Source organism: Novosphingobium sp. JCM 18896, assembly GCF_025938095.1.
GTDB lineage: Bacteria > Pseudomonadota > Alphaproteobacteria > Sphingomonadales > Sphingomonadaceae > Novosphingobium.
On the sequence record NZ_JAPCZF010000003.1, the window covers coordinates 815,497 to 829,061 of the forward strand.

General features: G+C 61.3%; 10 protein-coding genes and 1 pseudogene. 10 read left to right on the top strand and 1 reads right to left on the bottom strand.

Annotated features, from left to right (window positions below):
• Positions 1 to 101: 101 nt before the first annotated feature.
• Positions 102 to 275, bottom strand: a complete 174-nt coding sequence (locus tag OLX23_RS14330; protein ID WP_264445661.1) for a hypothetical protein — start codon at positions 273 to 275, stop codon at positions 102 to 104.
• Between the two features lie 442 nt (positions 276 to 717).
• Between OLX23_RS14330 and OLX23_RS14335 the strand changes: the two genes are divergently transcribed.
• The 10 genes and pseudogenes from OLX23_RS14335 (at position 718) to OLX23_RS14380 (ending at position 13,184) form a co-directional block, all read left to right on the top strand.
• Positions 718 to 2,361, top strand: coding sequence for an EAL domain-containing protein (locus OLX23_RS14335; protein WP_264445662.1), 1,644 nt, complete (start codon positions 718 to 720; stop codon positions 2,359 to 2,361).
• On the top strand, positions 2,351 to 2,785 hold the full coding sequence (locus OLX23_RS14340) for a BLUF domain-containing protein (RefSeq protein WP_264445663.1): 435 nt from the start codon (positions 2,351 to 2,353) through the stop codon (positions 2,783 to 2,785). The genes OLX23_RS14335 and OLX23_RS14340 overlap by 11 nt, the downstream gene beginning before the upstream one ends.
• 488 nt (positions 2,786 to 3,273) lie before the next feature.
• Positions 3,274 to 3,834, top strand: a complete 561-nt coding sequence (locus OLX23_RS14345; protein ID WP_264445664.1) for an SRPBCC family protein — start codon at positions 3,274 to 3,276, stop codon at positions 3,832 to 3,834.
• On the top strand, positions 3,834 to 5,024 hold the full coding sequence (locus OLX23_RS14350) for a zinc-dependent alcohol dehydrogenase (RefSeq protein ID WP_264445665.1): 1,191 nt from the start codon (positions 3,834 to 3,836) through the stop codon (positions 5,022 to 5,024). The genes OLX23_RS14345 and OLX23_RS14350 overlap by 1 nt, the downstream gene beginning before the upstream one ends.
• A gap of 9 nt (positions 5,025 to 5,033) precedes the next feature.
• The gene (locus tag OLX23_RS14355) at positions 5,034 to 5,816 is read left to right on the top strand and encodes an SDR family NAD(P)-dependent oxidoreductase (protein WP_264445666.1); all 783 of its coding nucleotides are present in this window, start codon (positions 5,034 to 5,036) and stop codon (positions 5,814 to 5,816) included.
• A gap of 460 nt (positions 5,817 to 6,276) precedes the next feature.
• On the top strand, positions 6,277 to 7,047 hold the full coding sequence (locus OLX23_RS14360; protein ID WP_264445667.1) for an SDR family oxidoreductase: 771 nt from the start codon (positions 6,277 to 6,279) through the stop codon (positions 7,045 to 7,047).
• Positions 7,048 to 7,062: 15 nt separating this feature from the next.
• The gene (locus OLX23_RS14365; protein WP_264445668.1) at positions 7,063 to 7,764 is read left to right on the top strand and encodes a DUF6766 family protein; all 702 of its coding nucleotides are present in this window, start codon (positions 7,063 to 7,065) and stop codon (positions 7,762 to 7,764) included.
• A 698-nt stretch (positions 7,765 to 8,462) separates the two neighbouring features.
• Positions 8,463 to 9,949, top strand: a pseudogene (locus tag OLX23_RS14370) (ATPase domain-containing protein).
• 68 nt (positions 9,950 to 10,017) lie between these two features.
• The gene (locus OLX23_RS14375; protein ID WP_264445710.1) at positions 10,018 to 12,459 is read left to right on the top strand and encodes an ATP-binding protein; all 2,442 of its coding nucleotides are present in this window, start codon (positions 10,018 to 10,020) and stop codon (positions 12,457 to 12,459) included.
• A gap of 230 nt (positions 12,460 to 12,689) precedes the next feature.
• Positions 12,690 to 13,184, top strand: a complete 495-nt coding sequence (locus OLX23_RS14380) for a DUF4142 domain-containing protein (protein WP_264445669.1) — start codon at positions 12,690 to 12,692, stop codon at positions 13,182 to 13,184.
• The last annotated feature ends 381 nt before the right edge of the window (positions 13,185 to 13,565 follow it).

Below are 13,565 nucleotides of genomic sequence, written 5' to 3' on the forward strand. Positions count from 1 at the left end.
TGTCACGCCGATCGGGGCTGCCAGAGGTTATGTTGTTTAGGAGTGCTAGCCGGTCTTCGGAGGCTTGCGGGTTGCCGAATTTGGGTTTCCTCCGGGGGTCACTACTTGGTCCCCGAGCTGCCCGGAACCGTGGTAACCGATTTCGGATTGACCGCCTTGCCAATCGGATCGGGCACCCCGCTCTTCCTTGCCCGTATGAGGGTTGGGATAAGCGCCGCCGGCACTCTGACCATCACCGCGGGGTTGGTTCGTTCCATCATGTCGCCCTTGGCCACTATCACTCTTTGGCATCGCCTGGGTGGGCAAGGCGCCGGGCTTCGAACTGTCGCCGGCGCCGATTTCGGCATGATCACGACCGTCATCGCCGTCTGTCTTCTCCGATCTTTTCATGGCTTTCCTTTCGCGCCTCGCACCCGGACCGATAACTTCATTTCATCGCCGGAGTTTCGCAGGTTGAGCTGCGCAGGGCGCTAGTCACGACGGTTGCATGCGTGGAGGCACCCCGCCGCATGAGCGACGGGGCTGGCGATGAATTCGTGCAACCCCGGAAGTAATTGCCGGCTCGCCACCGTGACCTGGCTTGCTCGGGGCTTCCGAAAGCTGGCGCGGCAGGGGAAAACTAGGATATTTGCCCAGAGCGCTAGGGCAACCAGTTCCACCACCGTTTCCAAAGCCCGCTTCACGGTTTGTTGGCGAATGTAACCTATTCATTTTCTGATGATTCCCGCTGCCTCCAGACAGAGCCTATCCCGCGTAAACGAAAGCGAGGCGCTCGCCTTTCTCGCCGCACCTGTCTTGCTAGTGGATGCAGATGGGCAGGTGGTGTCTGCGAACGCGCAGGCATGTGAAATGCTCGGGTGTTCCCCCGAACCGACTACAAGCCTTCCTCAGCTGCTGACGGTGAGCGGCGTCGCGCAGCACATCGAATTGCCGAAGTCGCAAGCCTCTGTCGGGCGATCCATGCTCCGGTTGAGCGATGGCCGCTCCGTTGCCGCCATGGTCCGAGCACTACCGAGCGGCGGATGGGTCGTCGCGCTCTACGACCTTGGCGCAATCATGTCGGAGGACGATCGGCAATCCAGCGATCCGGTTACCTCTCTTCTTAACCGCGAGGCTTTCAAGCGCGAACTCGCGCGGGCGCTCACCGCCAAGCAGTCCTTCGTGCTATTTGCCATCGGGCTCGAACGATTCCGGCAGATCAATGACGCGCTCGGCGCGGGCGTCGGAGACGCTCTTCTTCGCAAGGTGGGAGACCGGTTGCATAGCCTCGTCTCCACCGAGGACGTGATCGGTCGCCTCGGATATGACGAATTCGGCCTGATACGCCGCGGTATCGCTAGCAACGATGACATCGAAATCGAGGGGAAGCGGATCGTCGAACTTATCGCTCGCGCCTATGCGGTCGAAGGGCATATCCTCAATATCAGTGCGAGCGTTGGCATCGCGCGGCCCGCCGGCCAACCCGGAGAGGATGGCCTTATGGGCCATGCAAACCTCGCACTGATCGAGGCACGAGCAGAGGGCATTGGAACGTGCCGCCTGTTCGTGGCGGCGATGGCGGACAGGCTTCAGGAACGACGCCGGATCGAGCTGGGCCTGCGCCGCGCGATGGCGCTCAAGCAATTGGAATTGCATTACCAACCACAGATCCACCTGCGCTCAGGCGAGGTGGTGAGCTTCGAGGCGCTACTGCGCTGGCGGCGCGAGGATGGCTCGTTCATTTCGCCGGCCGACTTCGTGCCGATCGCCGAGGAGACGGGACTGATCGTTCCCATCGGCGATTGGGTGATACGAACCGCTTGCTATGCCGCGGCACGATGGCCGCTGCCGGCGATCGTCGCTGTAAATCTCTCCGCCCAGCAGTTCCGCGGCGAGGGTCTGGTGAATACGGTGGTTTCCGCTCTGGCGAATTCGGGCCTTGATCCTGCAAGGCTCGAACTGGAAATAACGGAAAGCGCACTTCTCGACGACACCGCTGCCGTTGTGGGAACCTTGCAAAGCTTGCGCGCGCTCGGTGTCGGCATCGCGATGGATGATTTTGGAACTGGCTATTCTTCGCTGAGTTACCTTCAGAAGTTTCCATTCGACAAAATCAAGATCGACCAATCGTTTGTCCGCCAAATGAATGGCAATGCTGAGGCCAAGGCTATCGTAAGCACGATTGCCTCGCTCGGAGCGACCCTTGGAATGAAGATCACGGCAGAGGGCGTGGAAACACAGGACCAGCTCGCGGAAATCCGTGAGCGCGGCTGCGACTATGTTCAGGGTTTTCTGACGGGTCGGCCGATGACCGCTGAAGCGGCGTGCAAACTCCTGGTCGACGCGACCCTAGAGGACATGAGGATCAATCGTGGAACTTAGCCTCGCGCGGCTCGTCTACTACAGCCGCAACCGCATCGCAGGGGATGCCCTGCCCGAGATCGATGCAATCCTTGCGTCGAGCCGCCGCAATAATGCCGGCGCCGGTGTCACAGGCGCGCTCCTGTTCAACATGGGCTGCTTTGGGCAGATCCTCGAAGGGCCCCGGCGTGCGGTCGAGGCGACTTTCGAGCGGATCCAGCGTGACGAGCGGCATGGCGAGGTTTCCCTGCTGGACTTCCAGGGCATCGACGAGCGAGCTTTCTCGAACTGGTCCATGGCCTTCGTCGGCAGCTCCAAGCTCGACGAGGATCGCTTCGCCGATATCGCGGGGCAGAGTGGTTTCGACCCCTCGCGGATGTCGGCCGATAGCCTTTTCGAGATCCTCCACAGCCTCGCGCTGGAAGAAGAGAGACGCTCCGATTAAGTTATTTAGATGACAGGCGGGACAGAGTGATCGCGATCACAATGACGGGGCCGGTCTTGCCTTAGGGTTGCTGGAGACTTGGTGCGGCATCGCATGCGAGCCTTGGAGGGCGTGAGGCGCCAGGCAGCACTCGGCCGTAAAGGAAAACGCGATATTGCGGGATTGCGGGTAACGTCGTCACTTTTGGCGCTCGCCCATTTGAAAAGAGTTTCTTGCCGCTTCGAGAACCCATCGGCACCTTTTAAGGTCACTCTGGTGACATGCGCCTGAATTCGAGCTTGAAGTGTAAATTAAGCGCCCGAGATGCTGGCGAAAGAACTTGGTTTGGCAAGCTCGCGGTACATTCGTCGGAGCCTTGCATCGTTCTGTCGCAAGCTGAAGTGGTTAGCGGAATTTTCGCACCGCCCATGCCAATGTTGCGGGGGGCAAGGGGAACTTTGACGTCCCGGTAGGGTTCGATGAGCATATCCCCGAAAAGGAACTCATCCATGACGAGCGAAACGACTCTGGCCCCAGGCCAGCGCGACGACGCGCCTGTAACCACATCGAAGTCGGTCCATTCCGATCGTGCGCTTCTGGCCGAAGCGATCACCATCAATCGCCCGGCGCAGGAGCTATACGCCTTCTGGCGTGATCCTGCGAACCTCGCGCCGATCATGGAGAACATTCAGGCCATCGAAAAGCTCGATGATCGGCGTTCTCGCTGGACGGTCAAGGCGCCTGCCGGGCGCGAGGTGACATGGGACTCCGTCATCACCGAGGATGTCCCCGGCGAGGCGATCACTTGGCAATCCGCCCCCGATGCCGATGTCGCCAACAGCGGTCGTATCGAGTTCCGCGAGGTAGCCGGTCGCGGCACCGTGGTACGAGCGACCATAGCCTACGATCCGCCGGCTGGCGCCCTGGGCCAGCTCATCGCCAAGCTTTTCCAGCGCGAGCCTCGCATCCAGACGCGGCGCGATCTCAAGCGCTTCAAGCAGCTCATGGAAACCGGCGAGGTCGCCACGGCTGCGCGCACCCGAAAGCAGCTCGAGGAGGAACAGGCCTGATGCGCGCGCTCACCTGGCACGGCAAGCATGACGTCCGCGTCGACACCGTCGACGATCCCGAAATCATCAATCCGCGCGACGCGATCATCAAGATCACCGCGACGGCGATCTGCGGATCCGACCTCCATCTTTACGATGGTTACATCCCGACGATGCAGGCCGGCGACATCCTTGGCCACGAATTCATGGGAGAGGTGGTCGAGACCGGCCCCAAGAGCACCCTCCGCAAGGGCCAGAAGGTCGTCGTCCCATTCACTATTTCCTGCGGGTCCTGCTATCATTGCGGCAAGCACCAATATTCGGCTTGCGACAACGGCAACCCCGCCGACAACCAGGATATCGGCCGCGAACTCTACGGCCAACCCATGTCGGGGTTGTTCGGCTACAGCCACATGACCGGCGGTTATGCGGGGGGCCAGGCCGAATACGTTCGCGTGCCCTTCAGCGACGTCGGCCCGATCGTCGTTCCCGATCATATCGAGGATGAGAAAGTCCTGTTCCTATCGGACATTCTGCCCACGGGATGGATGGCCGCCGAGAACGCGCAGATCGAACCCGGCGATACCGTCGCGGTCTGGGGCTGCGGCCCCGTTGGTCTGTTCGCAGTGCAGTCTGCCTTCCTCATGGGCGCCGAGCGCGTGATCGCGATCGACCATTTTCCGCACCGGCTCGAGTTGGCGCGCAAGTTTGGCGCTGAAGCGATCAACTTCGAGGAGACGAAGACCTATGAGGCGCTGATGGAGATGACTGGCGGGATCGGTCCCGACGCGGTGATCGACGCGGTAGGTCTCGAAGCCCACGGCTTTTTCGTCGATAACGTCATCGACCAGATCAAAGCGTCGATGTTTCTCGGCACCGACCGCACTCATTCGATCCGTCAGGCGATACTCGCTTGCCGCAAGGGCGGCCGGGTCTCGATGCCTGCGGTCTACGGCGGCTTCGTCGACAAGTTCCCGTTGGGGGCCTTCATGGAGAAGGGCCTGACCTTGAAGACCGGGCAGACCCATGTCCAGCATTACATGCCGGGGCTGCTCAATGCGATCGTCGAGGAGAAGATCGACACCACCTTCCTCATTTCGCACCGCATGGCGCTCGAGGACGCGCCCAAGGGCTACAAGATGTTCCACGACAACCAGAACGAAGTGACCAAGGTCGTGCTGAAGCCCGACTTTGCAATCGCCGCAGAATAGGACCTGGCCATGGCAGACAAATTCGCAATCATCACGGGTGCCTCGACCGGGATCGGCGCCGAGCTCGCAAAGCTCGCCGCGGCGGACGGCTACGACCTGCTTGTTGTCGCCGACACGCCCTTTGTAGATGCCTCGGCGGGCCTGCAGGGGCAGGACACCACGGTAAATGCACTTGAAGTCGATCTTGCGACCTTCGAAGGCGTCGACCAGCTCCTGGATGCGGCCGGCGGCCGGCCGGTCGACCTGCTCTGCGCCAATGCCGGACACGGGCTTGGCCATGCATTTCTCGAGCAAGATCCGACTGCTTGGCGCCACGTGATCGACACCAACGTGACCGGAACTCTCTACCTGCTCCAAAAAGTGCTGGCAGAGATGGTCTCGCGCAATGCGGGCAAAATACTGGTGACGGGTTCGATCGCGGGCTTCATCCCAGGGACGTTCAACGCGGTCTACAACGGCACCAAGGCCTTCGTGGACAACTTCACCGACGCCCTGCGCAATGAAATCAAAGCAAGCGATGGGGTCACACTCACCACGCTCATGCCAGGACCGGTCGAAACCGAATTTTTCGCACGGGGCAATATGATGGATACGCAGGTCGGTCAGGATCCTCACAAATCCGATCCCGCAGATGTGGCAAAGGATGGCTACGAAGCGGTGATGGCCGGCAAGTCCTCGATCGTCTCGGGCTGGAAGAACAAGATTCAGCAGGCCGTTGCCAATGTGACGCCGGCCTCGGTTCTTGCCGAGCAGCACCGCAAGATGGCGGAGCCAGGTTCAGCGCAAGGGTGATGCTGCTTGCCGCGGTTATACCATCGGCTTCGCTGGATACCGCCGGCTATGCGGGCACCCATGGCGTCATGGAGCTGCTTAGTAGGCGCCTGGTGTAACGCTTTTTCGTCTTAGGCATTGCGATGTCGGCGTAATGGTGAGTTGAACGGCCAAGGTCGCCGACTTGCGCAGGCACGAGTTGGATGCTTGGGCTGGCGAAGTTTTTTCAAGGCAGTCCCGATTTCTACGCCGGCCATCTGCGATTCCCGTCGGCCCCGACGAGAAGTTCCGGATTTTGCCTTTCAGCGCGGCCCTCATGCTTTGAGGGAAGGTCCAGGAAGCGTTCCCTCCCTGGTTGCCTGCGACGAAGAAATCGCTTTCGACCGGTGCGGTTGCCAACTCGTCCCTAAGTTTCGTCGAGGCCGGAACGAACGCGCTTAGGGGTGGTTGTCGGGACGAGCGAGAGAAGCAGGAGAGGACCATGGCCGAAGCCGATCCGCGCAACATATCCGATGCCCATACCCTGCAGCCCGATCTCGCCGGGCGCAAGGCCATCATAACTGGCGGCACCACGGGTATAGGCCGAGCGATCACCATCCTTCTCGCCAGCTACGGTGTCAAAGTATTCACTTGCGGCCGGACGGAAGAACATCTGCAGGATGCACTGGAACGTATTCGCGAGGTTGGTGAAGGCGACGGTATCACCGTCGACCTGGCGAAGGCGGACGAGATCGACCGGTTCTTCGAGGCAGCCGATCGCTACTTGGGAGGCCTGGATATTGCCGTGATCAATGCGGCCGTTCCGGCTGAAGCCTTGGCCGAGACCTCCGAAAGAGAAACCCGCTATCAGCTCGAAGCCGACTTCACCTCTTATCTGATCTCGGCGCAGAAAGCGGCGAAGCGTATGAAGGCGGGCAGCGACGTTCTCATCATCGGCTCGATGTCGGCAGTGTCCCAGAAGGGCGGCAATTCGATCTACGTAGCGGCCAAACGCGGCATCGAAGGCTTCGCCACATCGCTGCGACAGGAACTGGCGGAGCACGACATAAAGGTCGGTCTGATCGAGCCAGGTTTTACCGGCGCCGATTTTCAGTATCCTGATTTTCCCCCCGAGAGGCAGCGGGAGTTGATCCGCGCGAACAAGATGCTGCGCGCCGAGGACATAGCGGTCGCGGCGCACTTCATGCTTACACAGCCTCGGCGTACCGCCGTCTCGCTGATGCGGGTGGAAACGCGGCTCGAGCATCCCTGACCAGAGCGCCCCGCAATGACCGAAAGAAACAGGCCAACGAGATTTCGCTACACCGGCCTCGCACGGGCTTTCAAGGCGAATGGCCTGACGATCGTGCTGCTTCTGCTTTTTGCAGTTAGCATCGGGGGACAGTTGATCGCCGGCTGGCGCGTCACGCTCGAGGACCAGCTTCGCCATGGTGCGCCGACGATTGGCTTGGCGGCCTATGCCGCTAGCCCCGAATTTGTCGCTGCCGTTTTCGAGAACTGGGAGAGCGAGTTCCTCCAGATGTCCACTTACGTGGTGCTCACGGCCATGCTCTTCCAACGCGGCTCGGCGGAATCGAAAGATCCGGACAGTCCGCCCCGTGATGAGGATATCGTGCGTCAGGCGCTTCAGCCAGACGCGCCTCGGATCCTGCGAAAGGGGCGGTTCTGGCGAGCGCTTTACGCCCGCTCCTTGGGCCTTGCGCTGGCGGGATTGTTCGCGGTGTCTTTCGCGATCCATTGGCTTGCCAGCGCGCGCGCGGCCGGCCAGGAAGCGCTGGAACATGGTGAGGCGGCGCCGACGGCGCTCTCCTATCTTGCCGACCCGCAACTATGGTTTGAATCGTTCCAGAACTGGCAGAGCGAATTCCTGTCGACTGCGGTGCTGGTCGTCTTTTCGATATTCTTGCGACAGAAGGAATCACCGGAATCGAAGGCCGTTGCAGCGCCGCACCACGAGACCGGCTCATGATCTCGCAATCGGCGACGAAAGGCACAGAGCACCGTTCCACACCGCCCGCTTGGTCTTCGCGGGCAGAATCTGGTCCGGAGGGGACCGGTACAGGGGGGGGCACGGACCTGCAGCGATGAAGCGCCGGCACGTCCCTATGTCCTGGCGCTGCGTGAGGCGTTGCGCGGCAAGAAATGAAAAGAATGGGGCGGCTCGAATGCCGCGACCATCGAACTGGCGGCAGCCACCGACTCGCTCTGGGCGGTGATCCGCCGCGATAGGCAGGGCGGGACTGGCCCACTCCTCCGCCATATTCTATGGATCATTGGTCCGGTGAACATTGTCCGACGATCGCCAAAGGCGATGCGGCTCACCAGCAGCAGCGACCTTGTTGCGGCGCCTGCGTGTCAACTCTGCTCGTTTCTCGCGCGCCGTTTGCGTAAGCGAACTCGCGTTCCATCGCTGGGATGGAACGGTTAGTTTGTTGACAGGTTTCGCTTCGCGATGATGGACCCGCGCGCGACGGATCTGTCTACTCGCCGGCGGTAGCACAGCGTCGTTTCGCCGGTGCGGCAGACAGCCGATGCGCTGGCTGGTGCCCCGTCGTCCATTCGCCAGTGCGCCTGATTGCGCTCGCCGCGCCGAAGTCTATGGTACGGCGCAATTTCTCGACAAGCCGAAGCGCCTGGCTCGGCTCGCTGCACCGAAGAGGTGACTGAATGAGTGCAGAAACAGACATGGCAAATACCGGCATCGCTGGACTGGATGACGTTCTTACCGGTGGCCTGGCACGGGGCCGCGTCTTCCTGCTTGAAGGCAATCCCGGCACGGGCAAGACGACTGTCGCGATCCAGTTCTTGCTCGCTGGTGCGGCGGCCGAAGAGAAGACCCTCTATATCACCCTTTCTGAGACTGAGGAGGAATTGCGCGAAAGCGCGCGCTCGCACGGCTGGTCGCTGTCCGGTATCGATATCTTCGAGCTCATTCCACCGGAGAACCTTCTCGACGAAAAGCAGCAGCAAAGCCTGCTCTACTCTTCGGATCTCGAGCTTGGCGAGACCACTCGGCGGATTTTCGAGGCCTTCGAAACTCACGCGCCCGATCGCGTCGTGCTCGACAGTCTCTCGGAAATCCGGCTGCTTGCGCAAGCTCGCTGCGCTACCGACGCCAGATCCTGGCGCTCAAACACTATTTCGCCAAGCAGCATGTCACTGTCCTGATGCTCGATGACATGACCACCGAGCTCAACGACAAGACGGTCCACAGTGTCGCGCACGGGGTGATCGCGCTTGAAGAACTCTCGCGCGATTATGGGCCCGAACGCCGCAGACTGCGCGTGGTGAAGTTCCGCGGCCGCCGGTTCCGCGGGGGCTACCACGACTTCACGATCGACACCGGCGGTATTCGCGTCTTTCCCCGGCTCGTCTCCGCCGAGCACTACAAGTCCGTTCCGCGCAGCAATCTCACCACCGCAACGCCAGAACTCGACGAACTGTTGGGGGGCGGCATCGAAAGTGGGTCTAGCGTGCTCATCCTCGGGCCCACTGGCACCGGTAAGTCACTCCTCGCGCTGACTTTCATCTCGCGCGCCATCGAACGCGGCGAGAAGGCGGCGATGTTCGTCTTTGACGAGGAACTGGGCCTGCTGGTGCAACGCGCCAAACCGCTCGGCGTCGACCTTCAATCCATGGTAAGCCAAGATCAGCTCATTCTCGAGCAGGTCGATGCGGCAGAGCTTACCCCTGGTGAATTTTCCGATCGGGTGCGGCGTTGTGTCGAGGAAAACGGCGTGCAGACCGTGGTCATCGACAGCCTCAACGGTTTTCAAGCCGCGATGCCCGAAGAGAACGCGTTGATCCTGCACATGCGAGAGCTCCTGCAATATCTCAATCGTCAGGGCGCGACGACCTTCCTCACGGTTGCGCAACACGGTCTCGTCGGCGATATGAAGACGCCTGTTGACGTGACCTACCTCGCGGACACGGTAATCCTGCTGCGCTATTTCGAGGCGGCCGGCCGTGTCCGCCGAGCCATTTCGGTGGTCAAAAAACGGACCGGTCCCCACGAGGACACGATCCGCGAATACCGCATCGACAGCTCTGGTATCAGCCTCGGTTCGCCTCTCGTCGAATTCCAGGGGGTTCTTGCGGGCGTTCCGATCCTCTCTGGCGGCAGCGCCCATCTCATGGAAGAAACCAATCTTTGAAGGATAGCTGGTCTGAACGCGCGCTCCTGCTCGCCCCGACGGGACGCGACGCGGCGGTCGCGGCAGCGATGCTGCGCGATACGCACATCGAAAGCTCGACGTGTCTCGACGTTGCCGCCTTGGTGGAGCAACTCGAACTTGGGGCGGGCTTTGCGATCGTCGCGGAAGAGGCTATCGCTTTCGCTGATTTGCGCTCTCTCAGGGACTGGCTCGAGCAGCAAAGGGAATGGTCCGATTTTCCCTTCATTCTGCTGACGCGGAGCGGGGGCGGCCTTGAACGAAATCCGACGGCGGCACGCCATTTGGAGACCCTGGGCAACGTCACATTCCTCGAGCGCCCTTTTCATCCCACGACGCTCGTCAGCCTCGCGCAGGCGGCACTGCGCGGACGTCGACGGCAATATGACGCGAGGGCCCGGCTTGACACGCTGAACGAGAGCGAAGCCCGGCTGCGCTTCCTCGGCGCGCTGGACGATCGGCTGTTTGTCGCAATGAGCGCATCCGATGCCATGCGGGTGGCAACGCAGATGCTTGGCGAGAAGCTCGGCGCCTCTCGCTGCGCTTATGCCGACGTCGACCGGGACACGAACCGCTTCTCGATCCGTGCCGACTATTGCGCGGCAGGGGTGTCCTCTTCGGAAGGGGCATACACCCTCGACCTTTTCGGTTCGCGAGCGGCGAGCGAAATGCGAAACGGTCAAACGTTGGTCGTCCGCGACGTCGGCCGCGAACTGGGGGACGGCGACGGCAAGGAGATGTTTCAGTCGATCGGGATCGAGGCTATCATCTGCTGTCCTTTGATCAAGGATGAGCGGCTGACCGCGATGATGGCTGTCCATCAGGACCGTGCGCGCGACTGGTCTGCAAAGGAAGTGGCTCTCGTTCGCGACGTCGTCGAACGATGCTGGGCTCACGTCGAACGTGTCGGTGCCGAAGCGCGGCTGCGCGAAAGCGAAGAGCGACTGCGGCTTGCTGTCGACAATGCGGAAGTCGGTTTCTGGGATGTTGACGAGATCAACGGCAAGCTGATCTGGCCCGCGCGAACGAAGGCAATGTTTGGCATTTCGCCCGACCGTCCTGTCACCATGGACGACTTTTACGGGGGCCTTCATCCCGATGATCACACTGCCACGGCGAAAGCCTATCTGGCCGCGGCGGACCCAGAAGTGCGCGCGCTTTACGATGTCGAGTATCGGACCATCGGGAAAGAGGACGGTGTCGAGCGGTGGATCTCGGCGAAAGGCCGCGGGATGTTCGATGATTCGGGGCGCTGCGTTCGCGTTGCCGGAACCGCGCTCGACATCACCGCGCGCAAGAAAGCGGAAGAGGCACTTCGCGATCTAAACAGCTCGCTCGAGGCCCGGATCGCCGAAGCGGTCGCCGAGCGGGAGGCAGTCCAGGATGCCTTGCGCCAGAGCCAGAAGATGGAGGCCATGGGGCAGCTTACCGGCGGAGTAGCCCACGATTTCAACAATCTATTGACGCCCATCGTCGGCTCGCTCGACCTGCTACAGCGCCGCGGCGTCGGCGGAGAGCGCGAACAGCGGCTTATCGCGGGCGCCGTGCAATCGGCCGAGCGCGCAAAAGTCCTCGTTCAACGTCTTCTCGCATTCGCTCGCCGCCAGCCGCTGCAGACCATCTCAGTCGATATTGCCGGTTTGGTCGCCGGCATGGTGGACCTGATCGAAAGCACCACCGGCCCCAACATCACCGTCCTCGTCGAGGCGGGCACAGGCCTTCCTTGGGCAAAGGCGGATCCCAACCAGTTGGAAATGGCGCTGCTGAACCTTGCGGTCAACGCGCGCGATGCCATGCCGCTGGGTGGCACCCTGAAGATAGCGGTTTCCGCCGATTTTGTTGACGAGGGCCATAGCTCGGGGCTGGTGCCGGACAGCTATGTCCGGCTTTCAGTGGCAGATACGGGCCAGGGCATGAACGAAGAGACGCTTGCGCGCGCGATCGAACCCTTTTTTTCCACCAAGGGCGTCGGGCAGGGCACGGGCCTGGGATTATCAATGGTCCATGGTCTCGCTGCCCAGCTGGGGGGCGCGCTCTCCATCGAAAGCCGTCCGGGCGAGGGCACGAGGGTAGATTTGTGGCTTCCTTTGGGGAGGGAGGCGATCGAACGCACTGCGTCCTCTCCACAGGTCGACCTCAAGGAAGGGCGTCGGGGGCTCGCGCTCGTCGTCGATGACGAACCTTTGGTGCGCATGAGCACGGTCGATATGCTCGATGACCTGGGCTATTCTGTGGTCGAAGCCGAGCGAGCGGAGGAAGCCATCGAGATTCTCGATGTGGGCGGCGACTTCGCACTCGTGGTCACCGACCATATGATGCCCGGGATGACCGGGACGGAGCTCGCCCGCCATATCCACCGGGTAAGACCGGGACTGCCTGTCCTGCTGATTTCGGGCTATGCCGATACTGAGGGCGTAGCCTCAGATATCCCAAGGCTCGCCAAACCCTTTCGCAAGGACGAACTGGCAGCAACTCTGACGACGCTGATGTAAGTGTGGCAAAGCGAAGGCCCTTGTCGAAAAGCACCCGTCGGCGCATTTGATCTTGGGATCGGCAGGCTGAATTCGGAAGCTTAGGAATGAGCTTGAGCTCAGGCGGCGATGATGAAAACGCTACCGGGGCTGCGGCAGGGATCGAGTCCCTTGCGGAAAGATGTGCCTGGGGCGGAACGGTCGGGGACCACAGAAGTTCAAGAAGCGCGGGGCATCTGAAGGATCTGATTATGCCCAAAATTTTGCCTGCAGTGTTCGCGCTTTCCGTCCTCGGCTCTTCCGCGGCCATGGCTACCGCGACCAGCCCCGCTGACTACGTCGCCAAGGCAGGCTCTGGCGATCTTTACGAGCGCCAGTCCAGCGAATTGGTCCTGCAATCGACCAAGGATCCGGCCGTACGCGATTTCGCTGAAAAGATGGTGGCCGACCATGCCAAGAGCACGGCCGACGTCACCGCCGCAGCGCGCCAAGCGGGACTGCAGCCGTCACCGCCGTCACTCGATGCCGAGCAGTCGCTGATGATCGCGGAATTACGCGCGGCGAAAGACAAGGCTCGGGATTCGGCCTATCTGAGGCAGCAGAGGACGGCACATCAAAAGGCGCTCGAACTCCATCGCAGTTATGCCGTCGAAGGAACGTCTGCACCGCTTAAGGCAGTAGCGACAGCCATTGTGCCTATCGTGGAACAGCACCAGCAACACCTCGAACGACACGTCCACATGTGAGGCGACGCGACGGACCGCTAGCCGAGATGGCTTCCGGTCCGTGCAGGCAATAGATCGGGCACGCGTGTCGATCAGAACGCGAGCTCGAGTGTCCGCCACCGGCAAGGCGCGCCAAAGTAGGGCGCAGGCGTGCGGAATTCTCTACTGCCTCCAAAAAAAACGAGCTGACGCCTCCCTGGCGCCTGGCCGGTTGAAGGCGCACCTTTGTACGGCGGAGCGATGTTTGATTGCGATCAAAGCAGCCGACCATTGTCATAGTGAACCGCCCCGGGATTGTCGGAGGCCCTAACTCCTGAGAGGAAGGGTCTACGATGAGCAAGACGACGAACAAGTTTGCACCGGAGGTTCGTGAGCGGGCAGTCCGCATGGTGCTGGATCACG